18 protein-coding genes and 1 pseudogene are annotated in these 19,824 nt (G+C 73.8%); 7 read left to right on the forward strand and 12 right to left on the reverse strand.

The genetic code is table 11. The features are described 5' to 3' along the window. Positions 1-5: 5 nt before the first annotated feature. From ACIGO6_RS01795 to ACIGO6_RS01825, 7 genes are all read right to left on the reverse strand, one after another. Positions 6-1,340 carry a hypothetical protein gene (locus ACIGO6_RS01795; RefSeq protein WP_399869950.1) on the reverse strand — a complete coding sequence of 445 codons (1,335 nt, stop codon included), beginning with the start codon at positions 1,338-1,340 and terminating at the stop codon, positions 6-8. Positions 1,341-1,419: 79 nt separating this feature from the next. Further along, a complete protein-coding gene (locus tag ACIGO6_RS01800) occupies positions 1,420-2,469 on the reverse strand; it encodes a glutamate ABC transporter substrate-binding protein (protein WP_399869951.1) in 1,050 nt (349 codons plus the stop codon). Between the two features lie 86 nt (positions 2,470-2,555). Further along, positions 2,556-4,016 (reverse strand): hypothetical protein, encoded by a 1,461-nt coding sequence (locus ACIGO6_RS01805; RefSeq protein WP_399869953.1) that lies wholly within the window; start codon positions 4,014-4,016, stop codon positions 2,556-2,558. Positions 4,017-4,203: 187 nt separating this feature from the next. Next, the gene (locus ACIGO6_RS01810) at positions 4,204-5,175 is read right to left on the reverse strand and encodes an N-acetylglucosamine kinase (protein WP_399869954.1); all 972 of its coding nucleotides are present in this window, start codon (positions 5,173-5,175) and stop codon (positions 4,204-4,206) included. Continuing rightward, positions 5,166-6,431, reverse strand: coding sequence for a 6-phospho-beta-glucosidase (locus ACIGO6_RS01815; protein ID WP_399871565.1), 1,266 nt, complete (start codon positions 6,429-6,431; stop codon positions 5,166-5,168). Before ACIGO6_RS01815 ends, ACIGO6_RS01810 begins: the two co-directional genes overlap by 10 nt. A gap of 29 nt (positions 6,432-6,460) precedes the next feature. Further along, a complete protein-coding gene (locus ACIGO6_RS01820; RefSeq protein ID WP_399869956.1) occupies positions 6,461-7,735 on the reverse strand; it encodes an ROK family protein in 1,275 nt (424 codons plus the stop codon). A gap of 156 nt (positions 7,736-7,891) precedes the next feature. After that, positions 7,892-9,052, reverse strand: coding sequence for a mechanosensitive ion channel family protein (locus ACIGO6_RS01825; protein WP_399869958.1), 1,161 nt, complete (start codon positions 9,050-9,052; stop codon positions 7,892-7,894). A 251-nt stretch (positions 9,053-9,303) separates the two neighbouring features. On the opposite strand from ACIGO6_RS01825, the gene ACIGO6_RS01830 reads away from it, so the two are divergent. Next, the gene (locus ACIGO6_RS01830) at positions 9,304-9,840 is read left to right on the forward strand and encodes an HNH endonuclease (protein ID WP_399869960.1); all 537 of its coding nucleotides are present in this window, start codon (positions 9,304-9,306) and stop codon (positions 9,838-9,840) included. 155 nt (positions 9,841-9,995) lie between these two features. Here ACIGO6_RS01830 and ACIGO6_RS01835 read toward each other — a convergent pair whose 3' ends face one another. The 3 genes and pseudogenes from ACIGO6_RS01835 to ACIGO6_RS01845 all read right to left on the reverse strand — a co-directional run bounded on the left by ACIGO6_RS01835 (position 9,996) and on the right by ACIGO6_RS01845 (position 11,790). After that, on the reverse strand, positions 9,996-10,652 hold the full coding sequence (locus tag ACIGO6_RS01835; protein ID WP_399869962.1) for a class I SAM-dependent methyltransferase: 657 nt from the start codon (positions 10,650-10,652) through the stop codon (positions 9,996-9,998). 203 nt (positions 10,653-10,855) lie between these two features. Next, positions 10,856-11,260 (reverse strand): annotated as a pseudogene (locus ACIGO6_RS01840) (ABC transporter ATP-binding protein); the annotation flags it as partial. After that, complete coding sequence (locus tag ACIGO6_RS01845; protein WP_399869964.1) at positions 11,257-11,790, reverse strand: PadR family transcriptional regulator; 534 nt, start codon at positions 11,788-11,790, stop codon at positions 11,257-11,259. The pseudogene ACIGO6_RS01840 and the gene ACIGO6_RS01845, both read right to left, overlap by 4 nt. A 252-nt stretch (positions 11,791-12,042) precedes the next feature. Here ACIGO6_RS01845 and ACIGO6_RS01850 point away from each other — a divergent pair, with 252 nt between their 5' ends. From ACIGO6_RS01850 to ACIGO6_RS01860, 3 genes are all read left to right on the forward strand, one after another. Next, on the forward strand, positions 12,043-12,342 hold the full coding sequence (locus ACIGO6_RS01850) for a hypothetical protein (protein ID WP_399869966.1): 300 nt from the start codon (positions 12,043-12,045) through the stop codon (positions 12,340-12,342). 9 nt (positions 12,343-12,351) lie between these two features. Continuing rightward, positions 12,352-14,454 carry a 4-alpha-glucanotransferase gene (gene malQ / locus ACIGO6_RS01855; protein WP_399869968.1) on the forward strand — a complete coding sequence of 701 codons (2,103 nt, stop codon included), beginning with the start codon at positions 12,352-12,354 and terminating at the stop codon, positions 14,452-14,454. Between the two features lie 84 nt (positions 14,455-14,538). Continuing rightward, positions 14,539-14,820, forward strand: coding sequence for a hypothetical protein (locus ACIGO6_RS01860; protein ID WP_399869969.1), 282 nt, complete (start codon positions 14,539-14,541; stop codon positions 14,818-14,820). Between the two features lie 114 nt (positions 14,821-14,934). Here ACIGO6_RS01860 and ACIGO6_RS01865 read toward each other — a convergent pair whose 3' ends face one another. Continuing rightward, positions 14,935-15,552, reverse strand: a complete 618-nt coding sequence (locus ACIGO6_RS01865) for a TetR family transcriptional regulator (protein WP_399869971.1) — start codon at positions 15,550-15,552, stop codon at positions 14,935-14,937. Positions 15,553-15,681: 129 nt separating this feature from the next. Between ACIGO6_RS01865 and ACIGO6_RS01870 the strand changes: the two genes are divergently transcribed. Beyond that, positions 15,682-17,184: an FAD-dependent monooxygenase gene (locus tag ACIGO6_RS01870; protein ID WP_399869973.1), complete on the forward strand. Its 1,503-nt coding sequence runs from the start codon at positions 15,682-15,684 to the stop codon at positions 17,182-17,184. Between the two features lie 25 nt (positions 17,185-17,209). Here the strand turns inward: ACIGO6_RS01870 and ACIGO6_RS01875 are convergent, their stop codons facing one another. Then, positions 17,210-17,734, reverse strand: coding sequence for a MarR family winged helix-turn-helix transcriptional regulator (locus tag ACIGO6_RS01875; protein ID WP_399869975.1), 525 nt, complete (start codon positions 17,732-17,734; stop codon positions 17,210-17,212). Between the two features lie 163 nt (positions 17,735-17,897). Between ACIGO6_RS01875 and ACIGO6_RS01880 the strand changes: the two genes are divergently transcribed. Together ACIGO6_RS01880 and ACIGO6_RS01885 are read left to right on the forward strand one after the other, a co-directional pair. Further along, positions 17,898-18,848 carry an EamA family transporter gene (locus ACIGO6_RS01880; protein WP_399869977.1) on the forward strand — a complete coding sequence of 317 codons (951 nt, stop codon included), beginning with the start codon at positions 17,898-17,900 and terminating at the stop codon, positions 18,846-18,848. Between the two features lie 40 nt (positions 18,849-18,888). After that, positions 18,889-19,818 (forward strand): DMT family transporter, encoded by a 930-nt coding sequence (locus ACIGO6_RS01885; RefSeq protein WP_399869979.1) that lies wholly within the window; start codon positions 18,889-18,891, stop codon positions 19,816-19,818. The last annotated feature ends 6 nt before the right edge of the window (positions 19,819-19,824 follow it).

Here is a 19,824-nt window from a genome sequence, read left to right on the forward strand (position 1 = left end):
GTGGCTCACGCGCCGGGCCCCGTCCGGTCCACCGGCCCGCCCTGCCCGGGCACGCGCGGGGCGGCGCCGAGCAGTTCGGCCGCCGCGTACTGGTAGCGCAGCACGGCCTGCTCGGCGACGCGCAGGTCGCAGGGCGCGCTCCACAGCATGCGGCGCGCCTTCTCGTACTTCTCGACCAGCTCGGGATCCTCGGCGAAACCCAGCCGCGCCACCTTCGCCTTGTACGCGTCCAGCCGGCCCCGCAGCTCCGCGCGGACCGCCAGCGGCGCGGTGACCGCCGTCAGGGACTCGCGGGCGCGCAGCAGTTCGTCCTCCGCCTTCTCCTCCAGGGACTCCAGGAGCGGGGACAGCCGGTGCCACTGGGCGTGCCGGCGGTACTCGGCGGCCGCCGCCAGCTGCTCCTGCAGCACGATCGGCGGTCCGCTGACGACCGGCACCTCCGTCGCGGCGATCTTCGCCAGCACCTCGCCGCGCGCCGTGCGGGCCTCGGCGAGCGTGCGGTCCGCGCGGGAGAGCACGTCCCGCAGCCGTACGATCCGCTGCTCGGCGTCCTGGCGGACGGCCAGCACGGCGTCGATCTCGCGCCGCACGTCCTCCAGGGCGCGCGCCTCCCGGTCGTACACCGTGGTGTCCGGCCGGCCGCCGCCCGGCGCCGAACTGCCCTGCGCGGGCAGCCAGAAGGCCAGCGGGTCGGAGACGACCTGCTCGCGCAGCCTGGTCAGGGTGCGGGTGATGCGCTCCAGGTCGTCGCCGGCCGGGTGCTCGCCGGGGCGCACGCCCACGGAGTGCGCGAGCTTGCGGGTGCGCTGGAGCTCGGCGGCGAGTAAATCGATCCGGGCGGGCAGCGCCGACCACACCGCGTCGGCGGCGACCACCATGTCGAGGGAGGTCGCGTAGAGCTGGTTCATCCGGTCCACCAGCGTCACCAGCGAGTACCGCTCGCTGAGCCGGCCCGGACCGCCGTGCAGCGTCGGCGCGTGGGCCGTGGCGGCGGCGCCGCCCGCCACCGTGACGGCCTCGCCGCGCAGCAGCTCCGTCAGCTCCACCAGGTCCTCGCGGCTCGACCAGCGGCGCCGGGAGCGGATCTCCCGGGCGCTGCGCAGCGCGCCCGCGTACGCGTCGAAGTAGGTCCACAGCAGCGTGATCGACGCCTCCGCGGCGGCCCAGCGCTCGGCGGTGACGCCGGTCAGCTCGGCGCCCTCGAGGAGTCTGCGGCCCGCGTGGTCCTGGAGGGCGAGGAGCGAGGTCTCGATCGCCTCGTGCTCCGCGCCGAGCCGCGCCAGCGCACGGTCCACCTCGTCCCGGTCCATCACCGGCCCGGTGGATCCCGTGTCGCCCATCGATCACCCTTCGCTGTCGCGGACCTGCGCCTGCTCTTCTGTCATCCTGCCTGCTCTTCGGCTGCGGTGCTGCGGCCGTTCAGCTCTTGCGCAGGTACTGCGGCGGCGTCGGTGGCTCCGACTTCGCCGGGTCGTCGCCCATGGTCGGGGACAGCCAGTCGTCGTACGAGTTCTGCCAGCCCCCGGCCTTGTCCGCGCGCCACTCGACGAGGATCTGGTTGACCCGGCGTACCAGATCGTCGGCGTCCTGCTTCATCGCCACGCCGTAGTACTCGGTGGTGAAGGCGTCGCCCTTCAGCTCGACCGTGGGGTCCTGCGCGGCCTGGCTCGCGGCGAGCGCGCCGTCGGTGACTACCGCGTCGACCTCGCCGAGCTGCAGCCGCACCAGGCAGTCCAGTTGGTTGGGCACGGTGGTGCCCAGGTCGACGTCGGCGGCGAGCGTGCCGTCCTCCTGGTCCTGCTCCAGCGTGCTCAACGCCGTCGAGCCGGCCGCCGTGCAGATCTTCCTGCCGGCCAGCGTGGCGTCGTACCCCGTGATGCCCGAGGCCTTGGGCGCCAGGACCTGCTGGCCGGTCCTGAAGTAGGGCGCGGAGAAGGCGACGTCGGCCAGCCGGTCGCAGTTGATGGTCATCGTGCGGACCACCATGTCGACCCGGCCGTCCTGGATCGCGGGGATGCGCTGGTCGGTGGGGATCGCCTTGAACTGCACGGCGTCCGGGTCCCCGAGGATGTCCTGCGCTATGCGGTGCACCAGGTCGATGTCGAAGCCCTCCAGCTCGGCGTCGCCGCCGCTGTTCGGGTCCCGGTATCCCCAGCGGTAGCTGTTCTGGTCGACGCCGACGATCAGCTTGCGCTTCTCGCCCTTGCGGTTCTGGATCTCGTCGATGGTGGGGCCGTCCGCCCCGGACGGGGAGAGCGTCTGCTTCTCCGGGTCCGTGCACTCCTGCGCGGCCCGCGCCTGGCTGCCCCGGGCGACGCCGTGGCCGGCGCTGTCCGCGCCACCGCCCTCGCCGTGCGAGCGGACCAGCGGCAGGAGCAGGGCGAAGAGCACCGCGAGGGCGCAGGCGAACGCCATCGCTCCCACGCCGCCCCAGCCCTTCAGGCCGGCCCGAAACCGCCCAGCACGCATCCTCACGCCCCCTCTCACGGGTACCCCTTCCCACCGGTGCGCCCGGTCAGCCCGGTCGCTCCGGTCTGCCTGGTCCGCACCCCGCCTCACCGGTACTCCGACAGCCTGCGGCCGATGCCCAGCACCGCGCCGGCCGCGCCCAGTGCGGCGAGCACGCCGGCGCCCTGGGGCAGGTACTCCATCGCGCCCCGGCCGTCGCGTGCCGTCTGCCGGAACTCCTCCTGCTCGTGGGCGAGCGCGGTGGCGAGCGCGTCGTCCACGCCGTCGAAGCACTCGACCGTAGCGCCCTTGCCGCCGATCACCAGGTCCAGCGCCTGCTGGTAGTTGCCGTTCTCGTCCTGCTCACGGGCCGACGCGTGCCGCTTCTTCCACTCCGCCATGTTGCCGTTCGCCGCGGCGACGGGCTGCTTGCCCGCCTCGTTGTCGGCGAGCCGCCCCGCCTCGGCCAGACCCTTGCCGAGGGTCTCCATGTTCTTCCCGAAGGCCAGGTCGTAGGCGTCGTACGTCTTCTCGCCCACCTTCTTGGTCTCCGCGCCGCGCGCCACCAGCGTGAGGTTCTCGTTGCCCCGGGCCTTGAGGGAGGCGATGCGGGCCTCGTTCAGCGCGTTCAGGGAGCGTACGCCGTGCTCGTAGGAGTCGGTCAGGTTGGACCGCGCGACGCTGTGCCCGACGACCAGCCAGAGCAGGACGACGGTGGCGGTGGCCGTGGCGGCGACCAGGCCGTGGTTCAGGACGCGATTGGTGCGCCGGTAGTGGCGGTGCTGGGCCCAGGCCAGCGCCGCGAGCGCGAGGACGCCGAGCGCGATCGCGGCCCACGGATAGGGCTTCGCGTCGCCGTAGTCGGCGTCCAGGCGCTGGTTCTCCTTCTGGTAGAGGTCCTCCGCCGCCGGGAGCATCTCCTTCTGCATCTTCTCGTTGGCGTAGCGCAGATAGGCGCCGCCGACCGGGAAGCCCTGCCGGTTGTAGGTACGGGCGCGCTCGACCAGGCCCTTGTACTCGGGCAGCAGACGGTTGAGCTCGGCGATGGTCGCCGTGGCCGGCGAGTCGGGGTCGGAGTTGGCGGCGGCCGTCACGAGCCCTTCGGCGGCGGCCGCCATCCCCTTCTCGTACCGGTCGCGGGAGTCCTTCGTCTCCTGGCCGCCGGCGAGGAAGCCGCTGGAGGCCGCGGTGTTGGCCTCGGCGAGGGAGCGGTAGATGTCGGCCGCGGCGGAGCTGAGCGGCTGACTGCTGGTCAGCACGTCGTCGGCCGCCGTCGACCGCTCGTTCATCTGCCAGGCGGTGACGGCGCCGAAGGCGACGACGAGCGCGGCGAGCAGCGCGCCGATGATGCGCAGCCGCCCCGGCTCGGTGACCGCCGCCGCACGCAGCCGGTCCACGCCCTCGGCGAAGGCGGTGCGGTGGGGACCCGGGGTCGGGGGAGGCGGCGCGGCGGACGCGGGGCCGCCCGGGCGCTGCCCCGGCACCGGCCGGGACTGCGGCGCCGCGGCGGGCGGGGTGGGCAGGCCCGTACCCGGCGGCGGCGCGCTGCCGTTCGTCGGTCGAGTCACTGCTGACCTCCCCCATGGTCATCCGTCGCCGCAAGTATCGCTGCCCGCACCGGCATTCGCACCGGCCTTCACCCGCTCTTGATCCGATCCGGGTGTACCGCATCCGGGTGCAACGCACCACCCCTGCCCATGAATACGCCACCGGAACCGGTTCGGTTCCCCGGACCGGGCACCGGCCGCCGCCACCTCAGACGGCGAAGTGCGCCCGCACCCGCTCCCGCGCCCCGTCGGCCGCCCCCGCCCGGTCCAGCCCCAGCAGCACGGCGCCCAGCACGGGCGGCTCCGTCACCACGCGCGGTACGGCCCCGGGGGCGCGCGCGGCCAGCAGTTCCCGTACCCGGTCGTCGAGTTGCGGATGCCGCGCGGCCAGCACGCTGCCGCCCAGCAGGACCGGCGTCCGTTCGGCCAGCAGGTCCAGCCGGGTCAGCGCGACCGTGGCCATGGCCACCACCTCGTCGGCCTGCCGGTCCACGATCGACCGGGCGATCGGGTCGCCGTCGGCCGCCGTGGCGAACAGCACCGGGGTCAGCTCGTGGCGCCGGACGGGCTCGATGTGCCGCAGGTGCAGCGCCTCGACGAGGGCGTACATCGAGCCCAGCCCGAAGTGGGCCGGCAGGGTGCGGGCCAGCTCCGTCGGCTCCCCGCGCCCGTCCTCCGCCCGCGCCGCGTGCCACAGCGCCTCCTCGGCCAGCCCCCAGCCGCCGCCCCAGTCGCCCGAGAGGCGCCCGACGGCGGGGAAACGGGCGGTGCGGCCGTCGGGACGCATGCCGACGCAGTTGACGCCGGCCCCGCAGACGACGGCGACCCCGAGCGGCTCGTCGATGCCCGCCCGCAGGATCGCGAACGTGTCGTTGCGCACCTCCACGCTCGCGCCCCAGGCGCGCGCGCCCAGCGCGGCGGCCAGCTGCTCCTCCTCCACCGGCAGGTCGGCGTTGGCCAGGCACGCCGAGACGTGGCCGACGGAGGTGACGCCCGCCGCCCCGAAGGCCCGCGTCACCGCGTCGGCGAGGGCGTCCACCGCCCGCTCGACACCCACGGCCGGCGGACGGAACCCGCCGCCGCGGGCGGTGGCCAGGACCTCACCGCCGGCCGACACGACCGCCACGTCGGTCTTGCTGTTCCCCGCGTCGACGGCGAGGACATGTGCGGTCAGGCCCACGCCAGGTGCTCCCGGTTGTGTGCGATCAGCCGGTCGGTGAGCTGTTCGGCGTACGTGTACTGGCCGACCAGGGGGTGGGCGAGCAGCGCCCGCAGCACCCGGTCCCGGCCGCCGCGCAGCGCCGCGTCCAGGGCCAGGTCCTCGTACGCCGTCACGCTCGCCATCAGCCCCGCGTACAGCGGGTCCACGGCCGGTACGGGCAGCGGAGCGGCGCCCTTGCCGCCCACCGCGGCCGGCACCTCGATCACCGCGTCGTCGGGCAGGAAGGGCAGCGTGCCCCGGTTGGAGGTGTTGACCACCTGGTACGGGGAGCCCGCGCCGCCGAGCAGGGCGGCGGCCAGGTCCACGGCCGCCTCCGAGTAGTAGGCGCCGCCGCGCTTGGCGAGCAGGGCGGGCTTCTCGTCCAGGGCCGGATCGCCGTACATCTCCAGGAGCCGGCGCTCCATCTGCGCCACCTCGGCGGCCCGGGAGGGCTTGGTGCGCAGCTCGTCGACGACCTCGTCGTGCGCGTAGTAGTAGCGCAGGTAGTAGGAGGGGACGACACCCAGGCGGTCCAGCAGCGGGCGGGGCAGACGGAGGTCGGCGGCGACCGCGTCCCCGTGCTCGGCCAGCAGCCGGGGCAGGACGTCCTCGCCCTCGGGCCCGCCGAGGCGGACGGCGGTCTCCCAGGTGAGGTGGTTGAGGCCCACGTGGTCCAGGTGGACCTCGGCGGGCGCCACCCCGAGCAGCGCGGCGAACTTGCGCTGCAGCCCGATCGCCACGTTGCACAGGCCGACCGCCCGGTGCCCGGCCTGCAGCAGGGCGCGGGTCACGATGCCGACCGGGTTGGTGAAGTCGATGATCCAGGCGTTCGGGTTGGCCCGGCGGACCCGCTCGGCGATGTCCAGCACCACCGGCACGGTGCGCAGCGCCTTGGCCAGGCCGCCCGCGCCGGTCGTCTCCTGTCCGACGCAGCCGCACTCCAGCGGCCAGGTCTCGTCCTGCTCGCGGGCCGCCTGGCCGCCGACGCGCAGCTGGAGCAGCACGGCGTCGGCGCCGTCGACGGCCGCGTCCAGGTCGGAGGTGGTGACCACGCGGCCGTCGTGGCCCTGCCGGGCGAAGATGCGGCGGGCGAGGCCTCCCACCAACTCCAGCCGGTCGGCGGCCGGATCGACGAGGACCAGTTCCTCGACCGGGAGCGTCTCCCGCAACCGGGCGAATCCGTCGACGAGTTCGGGTGTGTAGGTCGAACCGCCGCCGACCACGGTGAGCTTCATCGCGCTGCCTCCGAAGAGATCACTTTCCATCAACCCTTCGCTGATCGGTGTTCGGTGTCGAAGACCTCGTCGCGGGTGGTCGCCAGCGCGCTCTCCAGCGCGCCGCGCAGGACGGGGTGCTCGGTCACGGCACCGACGACGAGCCGGGGCCTGGGCGCGGCCAGCTCCGCCAGCTCGTCCTGGACCAGGGCGCGCAGCGGCTCGCCGCCCGCGGTGAGCGAGGTGCCGCTCAGGACGACCAGCTCGGGGTCCAGGACGGAGACGAGGGAGGCGAGACCGGTGGCGAGGCGGGTGGCGTACGTCCGCAGCAGGCGGCGGTGCGGGTCGCCTGCTCCGTCGCCGTCACTGTTGCCGTCGCCGTCGCTGTTGCCGTCGCCGCCGGCCTGCGCGGCCCGGGCGAGGAGCGCGGCGGCGACCTCGTGGTACGACCCGGAGGGCAGGGGCGCGACGCCGAGCTCCCGGGCCAGCGCCGGGACCGCCTGTGAACCGGCCAGCTCCTGGAAGCCGCCGCTGCCCGTGCGGCTGACCTCGCGCACCAGCGGGGCGCCCGGCACGGGCAGGAAACCGACCTCGCCGGCGCCGCCGGTCCACCCCCGGTGCAGCCGGCCGCCGAGGACCAGGGCGGCACCCAGGCCCTGCTGGTTCCACAGCAGGACGAAGTCCTCGTGGCCCCGGGCCGCGCCGAGGCGCTGCTCGGCCACGGCGACGAGGTTCACGTCGTTCTCGTACTCGACCGGCATCGGCAGGGCGGCGGCGAGTTCGTCGAGGAGGGTGGGGGAGTGCCAGCCGGGCAGGTGGGAGGCGTAGCGCAGCCGCCCGCTGCCGGGGTCGAAGGCGCCCGGGGTGCCGATGACGAGGCGGTGGACGTCGCCCCGGGTCAGTCCGGCGGCCTTCACCGCGCCGTCGAGGGCGTCGGTGACCTGCTGGACGACGGGGGTGGCGGGGCGCCGGCCGGGGGTGGGCAGCTCGTGCCGGCCGACCGTGCGCCCGGTGATGTCGGCGACCGCGGCGACGATGCGGTCCGCGGTGACGTCGAGTCCGGCGGCGTGGGCGGCGGCCGGGTTGACCTCGTACAGCTGGGCGCCGGGGCCCGGGCGGCCTTCGGTCGTGCCGCCCGCCAGCACGAGTCCCGCCGCCTCCAGGCGGGCCAGCAGCTGGGAGGCGGTCGGCTTCGACAGGCCGGTGAGCTCGCCGATCCGGGTGCGGGACAGCGGTCCGTGTTCCAGGAGGAGGTCCAGGGCGGCCCGGTCGTTCATGGCGCGCAGGACGCGCGGGGTGCCCGGCGTCCCGACGGTTCCTGCCATGCGTGTCCACACCTGCCTGTCGGGGTTGTCACGAATGTCTGTTAGGAAGGTTTCCTGTTGACTGAGGAACGTAGGCCCGCCGGGGAGGGGGCGTCAAGAGAACGCCCCCGAGGCAACGCGGACGTTGCCTCGGGGGCGGGAAGAGTGCCGGTGCTGTTACTTGGTGGTGCTCGTCGGCGGGATCGGGGACGCCGCGACGGACTGCGGCGACACGGTGCTCGCGTACGCCGAGGGTGCGGCGACACCCGCGGTCGGGTCGGCGGCCGGGGCCGCCTGCCCCGGTACCTCCGGACCGCCGACGATCTGGATGTCGGCCGCGTCGAAGGCGCGCTTGATGCGCCAGCGCAGCTCCCGCTCGACGGTCAGCGACTTGCCGGGCATGGTCTTCGCGGAGACCCGCACCACCATGGAGTCGAGGAGGACGGAGTCCAGGCCGAGCACCTCGATCGGGCCCCAGAGCATCTCGTTCCAGGGCTCCTCCTTGCTCATCCGCTCGGCGACCGCGCCGATGGTCTCCTTCACCTTGTCCAGGTCCTCGTCGGAGCGGACGGTCACGTCCACGCCGGCCGTCGACCAGCCCTGGGAGAGGTTGCCGATCCGCTTTACCTCGCCGTTGCGGACGTACCAGATCTCGCCGTTGTCGCCGCGCAGCTTGGTCACCCGCAGCCCGACCTCGATGACCTCGCCGGAGGCCACCCCCGCGTCGATGGTGTCGCCGACGCCGTACTGGTCCTCCAGGATCATGAAGACGCCGGAGAGGAAGTCGGTGACCAGGTTGCGGGCGCCGAAGCCGATCGCCACGCCCGCGACACCGGCGGAGGCCAGCAGCGGGGCGAGGTTGATCTGGAAGGTGCCCAGGACCATCAGGGCCGCGGTGCCGAGGATGATGAAGCTGGCCATCGAGCGCAGGACCGAGCCGATGGCCTGGGAGCGCTGACGGCGCCGCTCGGCGTTGACCAGCAGCCCGCCCAGCGCGGTGCCGTCGACGGCTCCGGCCGTGCGGTTCATGCGGTCTATCAGCTTGGTGATCGCCCGCCGCACCACCGCTCGGAGCACGGCCGCTATCACCACGATCAGCAGCACCCGCAGCCCGATCGCGAGCCATGTCGACCAGTTCTCCTCGACCCAGCCGGCGGCGTTCGACGCGCTCTGCTGGGCCTCCTGGAGCGAGGGCACCGCCGGGGTGCTCGTCGACTCCGACGGGGACGGGGACGGCGACGGACCGGCGGCCCGTAGGACGGCGGCGGACAGGGACACGGCGGTTACCTCCAGGTGCAACGACCGCCCACCGCCGGTGGCGGTTCGGTCCAAGGTCACGGAATGGTCACCGGACGGGCGGAATCACCACACTAACGGGGCATGGCGCGCGGATCGGCCGCAAGCGCACAGCAGAGCGGATGCTCATCCGCGCTTGAACTGGTCACGGTCATGGGGATCCATCCTGTGTGGTCGAAAACACTCCCAGCCCGTTACCGGGACATGGTGGCGCTTCCACCAGGCATGAGGGGAGACTGACTGCAGATCGTCCCGGCGCGAGCCACGCGCCGCCGACGCCCAAGGAGGCACCCGTGCCGCATGTCCTGGTCCTCAACGCGTCGTACGAGCCACTCGGCGTCGTACCGCTCCGCCGCGCGCTCGTCCTCGTCCTGGAGAACAAGGCCGTGTGCCTCGAGGAGTCCGGCGCCTACCTGCACAGCGCGACCGTCACCGTGCCCGCACCCAGCGTGGTCCGGCTGAAGCGGTTCGTGCGGGTCCCCTACCGGGGGCCCGTCCCGCTCACCCGCCGGGCGCTCTTCGCCCGTGACGGAGGCCGGTGCATGTACTGCGGTGGCGTCGCCACCAGCGTCGACCACGTCATCCCGCGCAGCCGCGGGGGACTGCACGCGTGGGACAACGTGGTGGCGTCCTGCCGCCGCTGCAACCACGTCAAGGCCGACCGGCACCTCGTCGAGCTGGGCTGGCGTCTGCGCCACAAACCCGCCCCGCCCACCGGCCTGGCCTGGCGCATCATCGGCACGGGCCACAGGGACCCGCGCTGGCTGCCGTACTTGCAACCGTACGGCGCGGACGACGCCATGGCCCGGATCGACGGCATTTCCGCCTGACGTCCGGGCCTTGGTCTGTCCCCGGTCGGCGCACCGAGTTCTTCAGCGGCTCGGTCTCCAGGGCGCTCCCGACCGGCTCGGGCAGGACGACCTCCTTGCCGAAGGGCAGCGTCTGCACGGTCTCGTACCGCCCGCCGTCCGGCCGGGCCGCCCGCTCAGGGTTGTCGCCAAGTGAGTGTGTAGCGCCAGAAGAGGCGACGGCGCAGCCGGGCGCCGGGCAGTACCGTGCGGGCCGCTTCGGTGATGTCGGGGAAGGTCATGTCGGCCGGTCGGGTCCGGGCGGTCATCGAGGTGGGGCGGGGCGCTCTGCGGCCCTTGTTCTTGAGCCACCCGGTGGCGGCGTTCAGGGGGACGGCGACCGCGCCGAGCAGGTGGTCCGTGGCGGTCTGCGGCCGGAAGACGCCGAGGACGACCAGGGTGCCGCCGGGAGCCAGGTGCCTGCGGAAGGTGGCGAGGGCATCGGTGAACGGCAGATGGTGGAGGGCAGCGACGCAGGTGATGACGTCGTGGGGCCCGGCGGGGAGCCCGGTCATGGCGTCCGCGACCGTGAACGACGCCGGCGTTGCCTCGGGGGTCAGGGCGCGCGCCCGCGAGGTGATCACGGGGTCGGCGTCGATGCCCTGGACCTCGTCGGCGCGGGTGGCGAGGAGCCGGACCAGGTCACCGCTGCCGGAACCGACGTCCAGCGCGCTGCCGAACCGGCGGGGGAGTTGCCGCAGGATCCAGCGGTGGTAGTGGGCGTTGTGGTCCCAGGGATGAGCGGCGTTGAACCGGTCGAGCGCCTGGAGGAGTCGTTGCGGCAGTGACGCCATGTGCTTCCTTGACGATTCGTCCCGGGCTGGAATCCGGGGGCACGGCTTCCGCAGCGTCGCACACCCCGGAGTGCTCACGCCTTCGGACATCGTCACACGTACCGCAGCTCCCCCGGTCGTACCGAGCGGCCCAGCAGGGGCAGGGCCGTCGCCGCCGACAGGAGGCAGGACGCGTACACCGCGGGCGCGACCAGGAGGGCCGTCCCGAACCGTTCCAGCCACTCCCCGGCCCGCGCCCGGGCCTCGGTGCGGCCGGTGCCGGCCAGCATCAGCGGCAGCGCCACGTTGTCCAGTGCCGTCAGCTCCGGGATCAGCTGCCCGAACTGGAAGACCACGCCGAAGTCGGTACGGCGCAGCTCGCTCAGCCGCTTCTCCGGCAGCTCCTCCAGCCGCTGACCGTTGTACGTCACCGAGCCGGCGTCCGGCCGGACGATCCCGGCCAGGCAGTGCAGCAGCGTCGACTTCCCGCTGCCGCTCGCCCCGGTGACGGCGAGGATCTCGCCGGCCCGCAGCTCGACGGAGGCGCCGCGCAGGGCCTCGGTCCTGCCGTGCGCCTTGACCAGTTCGCGGGCCGCGAGCAGTGGCCGTGTCGTGTCCCCGTTCGTCATGCCGTGCGGACCTCCGCGGTCAGTGTGGTGAGCCGGGCCGCCGTGGTGGTCATCCACCGGAGGTCGGCGTCGAGGTGGTTGAGGGCGTAGTCGGCCGAGAGCACGGTCGTCAGATCCGTGCCCGGGGCCGTCTTGACCGCCGTGAGCTCCCGCATCCGGCCCATGTGGGCAGCGCGCTGGGCCAGCAGATAGGCGCCCGCGTCGCCACCGGTGAGGATCGAGACGACGACTTTGGCGAAGATCTCGTTCGTCACGAAGGGGGCGGGCGGTGCGATCTCGGCCGCCCAGTGCGCCAGTTCGCGCGCGCCCTCGTCCGTCGCGCGGTACGCCGTCCGCTCCGGGCCGCCGTCCGACTCGGTGCCGTCGACCTCCGCGAGGCCGTCGCGGACCAGCCGCTGCAGGGTCGTGTAGACCTGCCCGTAGGCCAGCGGGCGGGCCTGCGGGAAGCGTTCGTCGTGACGCCGCTTCAGGTCATAGCCGTGGCTCGGTCCCGAGGCGAGCAGGCCCAGAAGGATATGACGGGTGCTCATGGGGATCAGTATCCATTAAGTACATGTACTGAGTGAATAGCCTCGCGTGGGTCGCTGGGACGGCGGCGTCCCTGTGACCGGTTTGCGTGATCTGTGAGCGGGTCGGGAGATTCTTTCGACCCGGTGCGTAGGTATTTATGGGGAGGGATGGTGTGACCAGGGCCACGTTGTCGGCCCCGGGGCGTCTGTCCTCGCGTCGACTGGGTAGGGCTGCCGTAACCCGTCGAAGCACCTCGAACCAAGGAGACCTCCGTGGCTGCACTCCTCCTGCTCCCGGCCCCTTCCAAACCGGTGGCGGAGCCGTCCGAACCCTGGGTGGACTCCTCCGCCGCCTCCGACACCCCGCACTACTGCGTCTTCGGTGCCACCGGCAGCTGCGCCGAGACCCCGCTGACCAGCGAACCGCCGCTGCCCGACGCCGAGCCCCTCACCAGCGAATCGCCGTTCGCCGACGCTGTACCGCTGACCAGCGAGTCCTCGCCCGAACTCACGGCCGACGTGCCGGAGCAGGGCGGCCCCTCCTTCGCTGTCCCGGAACCCACGAGGTCGTAGAGGAAGCAGATGCCCGCAGCCCGGCCGGCCGAGCCCCCCACCGAGGACCTTCCCGAGGAACTGACCAGGCTCGCCGCCCTGCACGGCGTCGCCACCTCCTACAGCCCCTCACCGGACCGCACCGTCACGGCCTCGGCCACCGCCGTCACCCACGCGCTGGCCGCCCTCGGCGTGGACACGAGCACGCCCGAGGCCGTACGGGCCGCGCTCACCGCGCGTGAGACCGAGCTGCGCGAGTGCCTGCTGCCGCCCACCGTCGTCGGCCGGAGTGGCGGCGGCCCGCCGGCGGCCCTCGCCGCGCTGCCCGCGGGCACCCGGCTGCGGGTCGACACCGAGCAGGGCGAGATCCGCGCCGACGCCGGACAGCTCCCGCCCGGCGTCCACCGACTCACCGCCACCGCGCCCGACGGCCGGACCGCCGAGGCCCACCTGATCATCGCGCCCGCCCGGCTGCCCACGCCCGCCGGACGCTCCTACGGACTCCTCGTCCAGCTCTACTCCCTCCTCTCCCACCGCTCCTGGGGCATGGGCGACCTCGCCGACCTCGGCGAACTGGCCGCCTGGGCCGGACGCGCCCTCGGCGCCGGATTCATCCAGGTCAACCCGCTGCACGCCGCCGTACCCGGCGCCCCCACCGACCCCTCCCCGTACCGGCCCTCCTCGCGCCGCTTCCCCGACCCCGTCCACCTGCGGATCGAGGACGTGCCCGAGTTCGCGCACGTCACCGACCACGAGCGCGCCCGGACCCTGCGGGAACGGGCGGGGCGGCTGCGCGAGGCCGTACTGGAGAAGGGCGCCCTGATCGACCGGGACGCCGTGTGGGAGCTGAAGCGCGACGCCCTCGAACTGCTCCACCAGGTCCCCCTCGGCCCCGGCCGCCGCGCCGCCTACTGCGACTACCTCGCCGAACAGGGCACCGCCCTGGAGGACCACGCCACCTGGTGCGCGCTCGCCGAGGTCCACGGCCCCGACTGGCACCGCTGGCCCGAGGGCCTGCGCGACCCCCGCTCGGCCGACACCGACCGCGCCCGCACCGAGCTGATGGACCGCGTCGACTTCCACTCCCGCCTCACCTGGCTCACCGACACCCAGCTCGCCGCCGCCCAGCGCACCGCCCGCGAGGCCGGCATGCCGGTCGGGATCGTCCACGACCTCGCGGTGGGCGTGCACCCGCGCGGCGCCGACTCCTGGGCCCAGCAGGAGTACTTCGCCGCCGGCATGTCGGTGGGCGCACCGCCCGACGCCTTCAACTCCCGTGGCCAGGACTGGGGTCTGCCGCCCTGGCGCCCCGACCGCCTCGCCGCCTGCGGGTACGCCCCCTTCCGACGCCTGCTGCGGGGCCTGTTCCGCTACGCCGGAGCGCTGCGCATCGACCACGTCATGGGCCTCTTCCGGCTCTGGTGGGTCCCCGAGGGCCACCCGCCCACCGAGGGCACCTACGTCCGCTACGACGCCGAGGCGATGCTCGCCGTCCTCGTCCTGGAGGCCACCCGGGCCGGCGCCGTGGTCATCGGCGAGGACCTGGGCACCGTGGAACCCGGCGTGCGCGAGGCGCTGCGCGAACGCGGGGTGCTCGGCACCTCGGTGCTGTGGTTCGAGCGGGACTGGGAGGGCGACGGCAGCCCTCTGCCCCCCGAGCGGTGGCGCGCCGACTGCCTGGCCACCGCCACCACCCACGACCTGCCGCCCACCGCGGCCCGCCTCACCGGCGACCACGTCGAGCTGCGCGACCGCCTCGGCCTGCTCACCCGCCCGCTGGAGGAGGAGCGCGCCGAGGCCGCCGCGGACACCGCGGAGTGGCTCGACGTACTGGCCCGGCTCGGGCTGCTGCACGGCACCGGCGGCGACACCGGAACCCCCGCCGAGGAGGCGGAGATCCAGGCCGTCCACCGCTTCCTGCTGCGCACCCCCGCCCGCATGACCGGCATCTGGCTCCCCGACGCCGTCGGTGACCGCCGCCCGCAGAACCTTCCCGGCACCTGGGACCAGTACCCGAACTGGCGGCTGCCCGTCGCCGACGCCGAGGGCCGCCCGGTGACCCTGGAGGACCTGGCCGCCTCGCCCCGCCTGCACGCCCTGATCGACGCCGTACGGGAGTGCGCCGGCGGCTGAGCGGGGGACGCCCCGGGGCCCCTCGCGGCCCTCGTACGGCACCCCGGGCGCGCGGCCCTTCCGGCCGTTCGCTAACTTTGCACCGTGGACAAGAAGAACGCCCTGCGCGCCGGCGCCCTGGCAGCCGGTACGACGCTGATGATGCTGCTCATGTCGTCCCCCGCGCTCGCGCTGACCCGCGACGACGGTGACGACCCCGGCCCGCGCCTGAGCGTCATCGAGACGCTGGGCCTCTACGTCCTGGCCCCGATCGCGCTTTTCGTGGTCATCGCGGGCCTGGTCATGGTCCTGGACAGGTCCAAGGAGGAGCACCGCGTGACCTCCCGCAACATCAAGACCAAGGCGAAGGCCGGCGCGAAGGCCTGACGCCGTACCACAACTTCACCGAGGGCGCCGCCCCCACCGCACGTACGCGCATCAGCCGTACGCGGGAGGGGACGGCGCCCTCGGGTGTTCCAGGGGTCAGGGGTGCTCCGGGGATCAAGGGCTCGGCGCCGTCAAGTAGCGCTGGAGCGTGGGCGCCAGCCAGGCCACGACCTCCTCGCGGTGGAGCGCCACGGCCGGCGGGAGGCGCAGTACGTACCGGGTGAGCGCCAGCCCGAGCACCTGCGTCGCGACGAGCGCGGCCCGCGCGGGGGCCTGCTCGGGGTCCGGGCACACCCGCCGGGCGACCGGCAGCAGCTGGTCGCGGAAGATGCCCTGCATGCGCTCGGCGCCGGCCTGGTTCGTGACGCCGACCCGGAGCAGGGCCGTGAGCACCTCGTTCTCCTCCCACATGGCGAGGAAGTGCGTCACCAGGACCCGTCCGACCTCGTCGCGCGGCCGCTCGGCCAGGTCGGGCAGCGCGAGGTCGACGGTGACGGCCGCCGCGAACAGGCCCTCCTTGTTGCCGTAGTACCGCATCACCATCGACGGATCGATGCCCGCGTCCCGGGCGATCGCGCGGATGGTGGCCCGCTCGTATCCGTCGGCGGCGAAGCGCTCGCGGGCCGCGTCGAGGATCGCGGCGCGGGTGGTGTCGGAGCGTCTGGTGTCGGATCGGGTGGTGTCGGATCGGGTGGTGTCGGATCGGGTGGTGTCGGAGCGTGTGCGGGGCATGCCCACGAGCGTAGGCCAACACGTGTGGGCCAACAAGTGTTGACCCCGTGCGCAAGGGGCCCTACGGTGGAAACAAGCGTTGGCAAACAGTTGTTGGCAAACAAGCGTTGGCATCGCAAGGAGGCCCCGATGAACGGCAAGAGGAACGGCACCCGGCACACCACCCCCGGCTCCGTGATCGTCGTCGGCTCGGGCCCCACCGGCCTGCTCCTGGCAGGTGACCTCGCCGCCGCCGGCATCCCCGTCACCCTCGTCGAAAAGCGCCCGCACCGCATCAGCAACCTGTCCCGCGCCTTCGTCCTGCACGCCCGCACCCTCGAACAGCTCGACGCCCGCGCCCTCGCGGACGACCTGGAGGCCGTCGGCCGGCCCCTGGACCGCCTGCGCCTCTTCGGCGGCCTCACCGTCGACCTCGACACCCTCCCCTCCCGTTTCCGTCATCTCCTCGTCCTCCCGCAGTACGAGGTCGAGAAGGTGCTGGAGCGGCGGGCGGTGGCGGCCGGGGTGAAGTTCCGGTACGAGACCGAGACGACCGGCGTGCGCCAGGACCCGGTGGAGAACGGAACGGGGCGCGGGGCGCAGGACGCCGTGGCCGTCGAGGTCCGTGGTCCGGGCGGCGAGACGGAGACGTTGCGGGCGGCCTACGTCGTCGGCGCCGACGGCATGCGCAGCACCGTGCGCAAGGCGATCGGGCTGCCGTTCCCCGGCCGCTCGGTCATCCGCTCCGTCGTCCTCGCCGACGTGCGCCTCGCCGAGGAGCCGGAGACGCTGCTGACCGCCGACGCCGTCGGGGACGCCTTCGCGTTCCTCGCGCCGTTCGGCGACGGGTACTACCGCGTGATCGGCTGGCACCGCGGCCGGAACGTCCCCGACGACGAGCCCCTCGACCTCGACGAGGTCAAGGAGATCACCCGCCTCGCCCTGGGTCGCGACTTCGGGATGCACGACGCCCGCTGGATGTCCCGCTTCCACAGTGACGAACGGCAGGCGCCCGCCTACCGTGTGGGTCGCGTCCTCCTCGCCGGCGACGCCGCGCACGTGCACTCTCCGGCCGGCGGCCAGGGCATGAACACCGGCCTCCAGGACGCGGCCAACCTGAGCTGGAAGCTGGCGGCCGTCCTGCACGGGCACGCCGGTCCCGAACTGCTGGACACCTACCAGACCGAGCGGCACCCCGTGGGCAGGTCGGTCCTGCGCAGCAGCGGCGGCATCGTCCGCCTCGCCATGGCCAAGCGTCCCTGGACCCTGGCGCTCCGCGCCGCCGTCACCACCCTCCTCGACCACGTGGGCCCGGCCCGCCGCCGGGTGATCGGCCGCATCACCGGCGTCGGGTTCCGCTACGCCGCCCCCCGCGGCTCCCACCGGCTGACCGGCACCCGTGTGCCCGACGTGGCCCTCGCGGGCGGCGGCCGGCTGTACGAGGCGCTGCGCGGCGGACGCTTCGTGCTGATCACTCCGGACGCGGAGGCGTACGGGGCCGCAGCCGGCCGCGAGGACCGGCTGGCCGTGGCGCGCTGGGCGGGCGGGCGCCGCACGACTGTGCTGGTGCGGCCCGACGGATACGTGGCCTGGGCGGCCGACGACGCCGACGCGACCCGCACCGGGGCGGCGCTCGCCGCGCACGTGGGCTGAGCGGCCCGCCGCGGGACCTCCTCGCCTACCTCTCGGTGCCGACGAGGAGGTCCCGCAGCAGGTCGGCCAGCTGGCCGGCCCGCTCCGCGTCGAGGGCGGACAGCGCCTCCGTCTGGACGGCGAGCCCGGCGCCGACCGCCTCGTCGATCAGCTCCAGCCCCCGGTCGGTGAGGGTGACCCGCAGTCCCCGGCGGTCGTGCGGGTCGGGGGAGCGGCGCAGCAGTCCGGCCCGTTCGAGTTTGTCGAGGCGGCCCGTCATGCCGCCGGTGGTGAGCATCAGCGTGGCCGAGAGCTGCCGGGGGGAGAGCGTGTAGGGCTCGCCGGAGCGGCGCAGCGTGGCCAGGACGTCGAACTCCCCGCGGGAGATGCCGAAGCGCTCGTACGCCTTCTCCATCCGGTCGCCCATCGCGCGCCCGAGCCGGTAGATCCGGCCGAACACCTCCATGGCGGCCGTGTCCAGATCGGGCCGCACCGCCGCCCACTGGTCGATGATCGCGTCGACGGGGTCCTTGTGCGGCTCGGCGGGGTGCGGCGCAGGGCGTTCGGTCATGGCACGAGTATCGAGTCAATCCCACTCGCCTGCAAGAAAGTGGCTTGACGGAAACTTGCTTGTAGCTAAGCTACTTTCCATCGAGCTAACCCGATACCGAGCTACCCCGCTACCGAGCCATCGAGCTACCTGCCTCACCCGCCGTCCCCGAAGGGTGCCCACCATGGCCACCGGCCGCCCCGCCCTCATCGCGCTCACCGCCCTCGCCCCCGTCTCCTGGGGCACCACCTACGCCGTGACCACCGAGTTCCTGCCACCCGACCGGCCCCTGTTCACCGGGCTGATGCGCGCCCTGCCCGCGGGTCTGGTGCTGCTCGCCCTCGCCCGGGTGCTGCCGCGCGGTGCCTGGTGGTGGAAGGCGGCGGTGCTGGGCGCGCTGAACATCGGGGCCTTCTTTCCGCTGCTGTTCCTCTCCGCCTACCGGCTGCCGGGCGGCATGGCCGCCGCGGTCGGCTCGGTCGGCCCGCTGTTCGTCGTCGGGCTCTCGGCGCTGCTGCTCGGGCAGCGGCCCACCGCCCGGTCCGTGCTCACCGGCGTCGCCGCCGCGTTCGGCGTCAGTCTGGTGGTGCTGAAGGCGGCCGGGGCGCTGGACGTCCTCGGCGTGCTGGCGGCCCTCGCCTCCACCGCGTCCATGTCGGCCGGCACCGTGCTCACCAAGCGGTGGGGGCGCCCCGAGGGCGTCGGCCCGCTCGCCCTCACGGGCTGGCAGCTGACCGCGGGCGGCCTGCTCATCGCGCCGCTCGCCCTCCTGGCCGAGGGCGCCCCGCCGGCGCTGGACGGCCCGGCGATCGGCGGCTACCTCTACCTCGCACTGGCCAACACGGCGGTGGCGTACTGGCTCTGGTTCCGCGGCATCGGCCGGCTCACCGCCACCCAGGTCACCTTCCTCGGCCCGCTCTCCCCGCTGACCGCCGCCGTGGTCGGCTGGGCGGCGCTCGGCGAGGCGCTGACGCCGGTGCAGCTGGCGGGCATGGCGCTGGCGTTCGGGGCGACCGTCGCCGGGCAGCTCGCGCCGCACAGGGAGACGGCCGCGGAGGCCCGACCTTTCAGCTCTCCTTCAAAGAACAGTCGAAAAGATTCGATGGACCTGATGGGTGCGGGGCTGCGACGGTAGCTCCACCGCGCTGATCGCGCCGACCAGTGAAAGGACCTCCGTGGCCGTAGCCGACCGCCGGACCACCACCCTCGCCCCCACCTCCGCCGCTGCCCCCCACACCCCCGGGGCCCCCGTCGCCCTCGGCATCGGTCTCGCCGTACTCGCCACCCTCGTCTGGTCCGGCAGCTTCGTCACCTCCCGCGCCCTCGGCGACAGCGTGCCGCCCGTCCAGCACGCGTTCTGGCGCTGGGTGGTGGCCCTCGCCGTCGTCGCCCCCTTCGGCGCCCGGCGGGCCTGGCGGCAACGCGCACTGATCCGGCGCCACCTCGGCTTCGTCCTCCTCGCCTCCCTGCTCGGCGTGACCGTCTACAACACCCTCGTCAACCAGGCCGGCGTCACCACCCCCGCCGCCAACATGGGCATGATCATGGCGGCGTCCCCGGTGCTGATGGCGGTCTACGAACGCGCGGGCGGCGTACGGCTCGGCGCCCGCCGGATCGCCGGGCTGCTCATCGCCTGCGCGGGTGTGCTGCTGCTGGTCGGAGGCGGGGCGTCCTTCTCGGCCGGTGACCTGTGGATGATCGCCGCCGCCTGCTGCTTCGGGTCGTACAGCGCGCTGCTGCGCCGCCGGCCCGCCGGTCTGGACGGTGCCGCGTTCCTCTTCACCACGTTCCTGTTCGGCACGCTCATGCTGCTGCCCGCCCAGGCCGTCAGCCTCGCCGTCCAGGGCGGCTTCACACCGTCCCCGGGCACGGTCCTGCCCCTCCTCTACGTCGGCATCGCCTCGTCCGCGGTCGCCTTCTTCGCGTGGAACAAGGCGATCTCCCTGATCGGCCCGTCCCGCGCCGGGGTCGTCTACTACCTCCAGCCGGTGTGCGTCGCCCTGCTGTCCTGGGCGCTGCTCGCCGAGCCGACCGGCTGGGCGCAGGCGGGCTGCATGGCGCTGATCCTCGGCGGCGTCGTCCTCGGCGCGGGCGCGCGCCGGTAGGTTGCC

Origin of the sequence: Streptomyces sp. NPDC053750, assembly GCF_044544295.1 — a bacterium.
GTDB lineage: Bacteria > Actinomycetota > Actinomycetes > Streptomycetales > Streptomycetaceae > Streptomyces.

Coding starts and splice junctions, on each gene's coding strand:
- ACIGO6_RS01795 (WP_399869950.1), bottom strand. CDS start 1,340: ATGGGCGACACGGGATCCACCGGGCCGGTGATGGACCGGGACGAGGTG.
- ACIGO6_RS01800 (WP_399869951.1), bottom strand. CDS start 2,469: ATGCGTGCTGGGCGGTTTCGGGCCGGCCTGAAGGGCTGGGGCGGCGTG.
- ACIGO6_RS01815 (WP_399871565.1), bottom strand. CDS start 6,431: ATGAAGCTCACCGTGGTCGGCGGCGGTTCGACCTACACACCCGAACTC.
- ACIGO6_RS01820 (WP_399869956.1), bottom strand. CDS start 7,735: ATGGCAGGAACCGTCGGGACGCCGGGCACCCCGCGCGTCCTGCGCGCC.
- ACIGO6_RS01835 (WP_399869962.1), bottom strand. CDS start 10,652: ATGGCGTCACTGCCGCAACGACTCCTCCAGGCGCTCGACCGGTTCAAC.
- ACIGO6_RS01845 (WP_399869964.1), bottom strand. CDS start 11,790: ATGAGCACCCGTCATATCCTTCTGGGCCTGCTCGCCTCGGGACCGAGC.
- malQ (WP_399869968.1), top strand. CDS start 12,352: ATGCCCGCAGCCCGGCCGGCCGAGCCCCCCACCGAGGACCTTCCCGAG.
- ACIGO6_RS01865 (WP_399869971.1), bottom strand. CDS start 15,552: ATGCCCCGCACACGCTCCGACACCACCCGATCCGACACCACCCGATCC.
- ACIGO6_RS01870 (WP_399869973.1), top strand. CDS start 15,682: ATGAACGGCAAGAGGAACGGCACCCGGCACACCACCCCCGGCTCCGTG.
- ACIGO6_RS01875 (WP_399869975.1), bottom strand. CDS start 17,734: ATGACCGAACGCCCTGCGCCGCACCCCGCCGAGCCGCACAAGGACCCC.
- ACIGO6_RS01880 (WP_399869977.1), top strand. CDS start 17,898: ATGGCCACCGGCCGCCCCGCCCTCATCGCGCTCACCGCCCTCGCCCCC.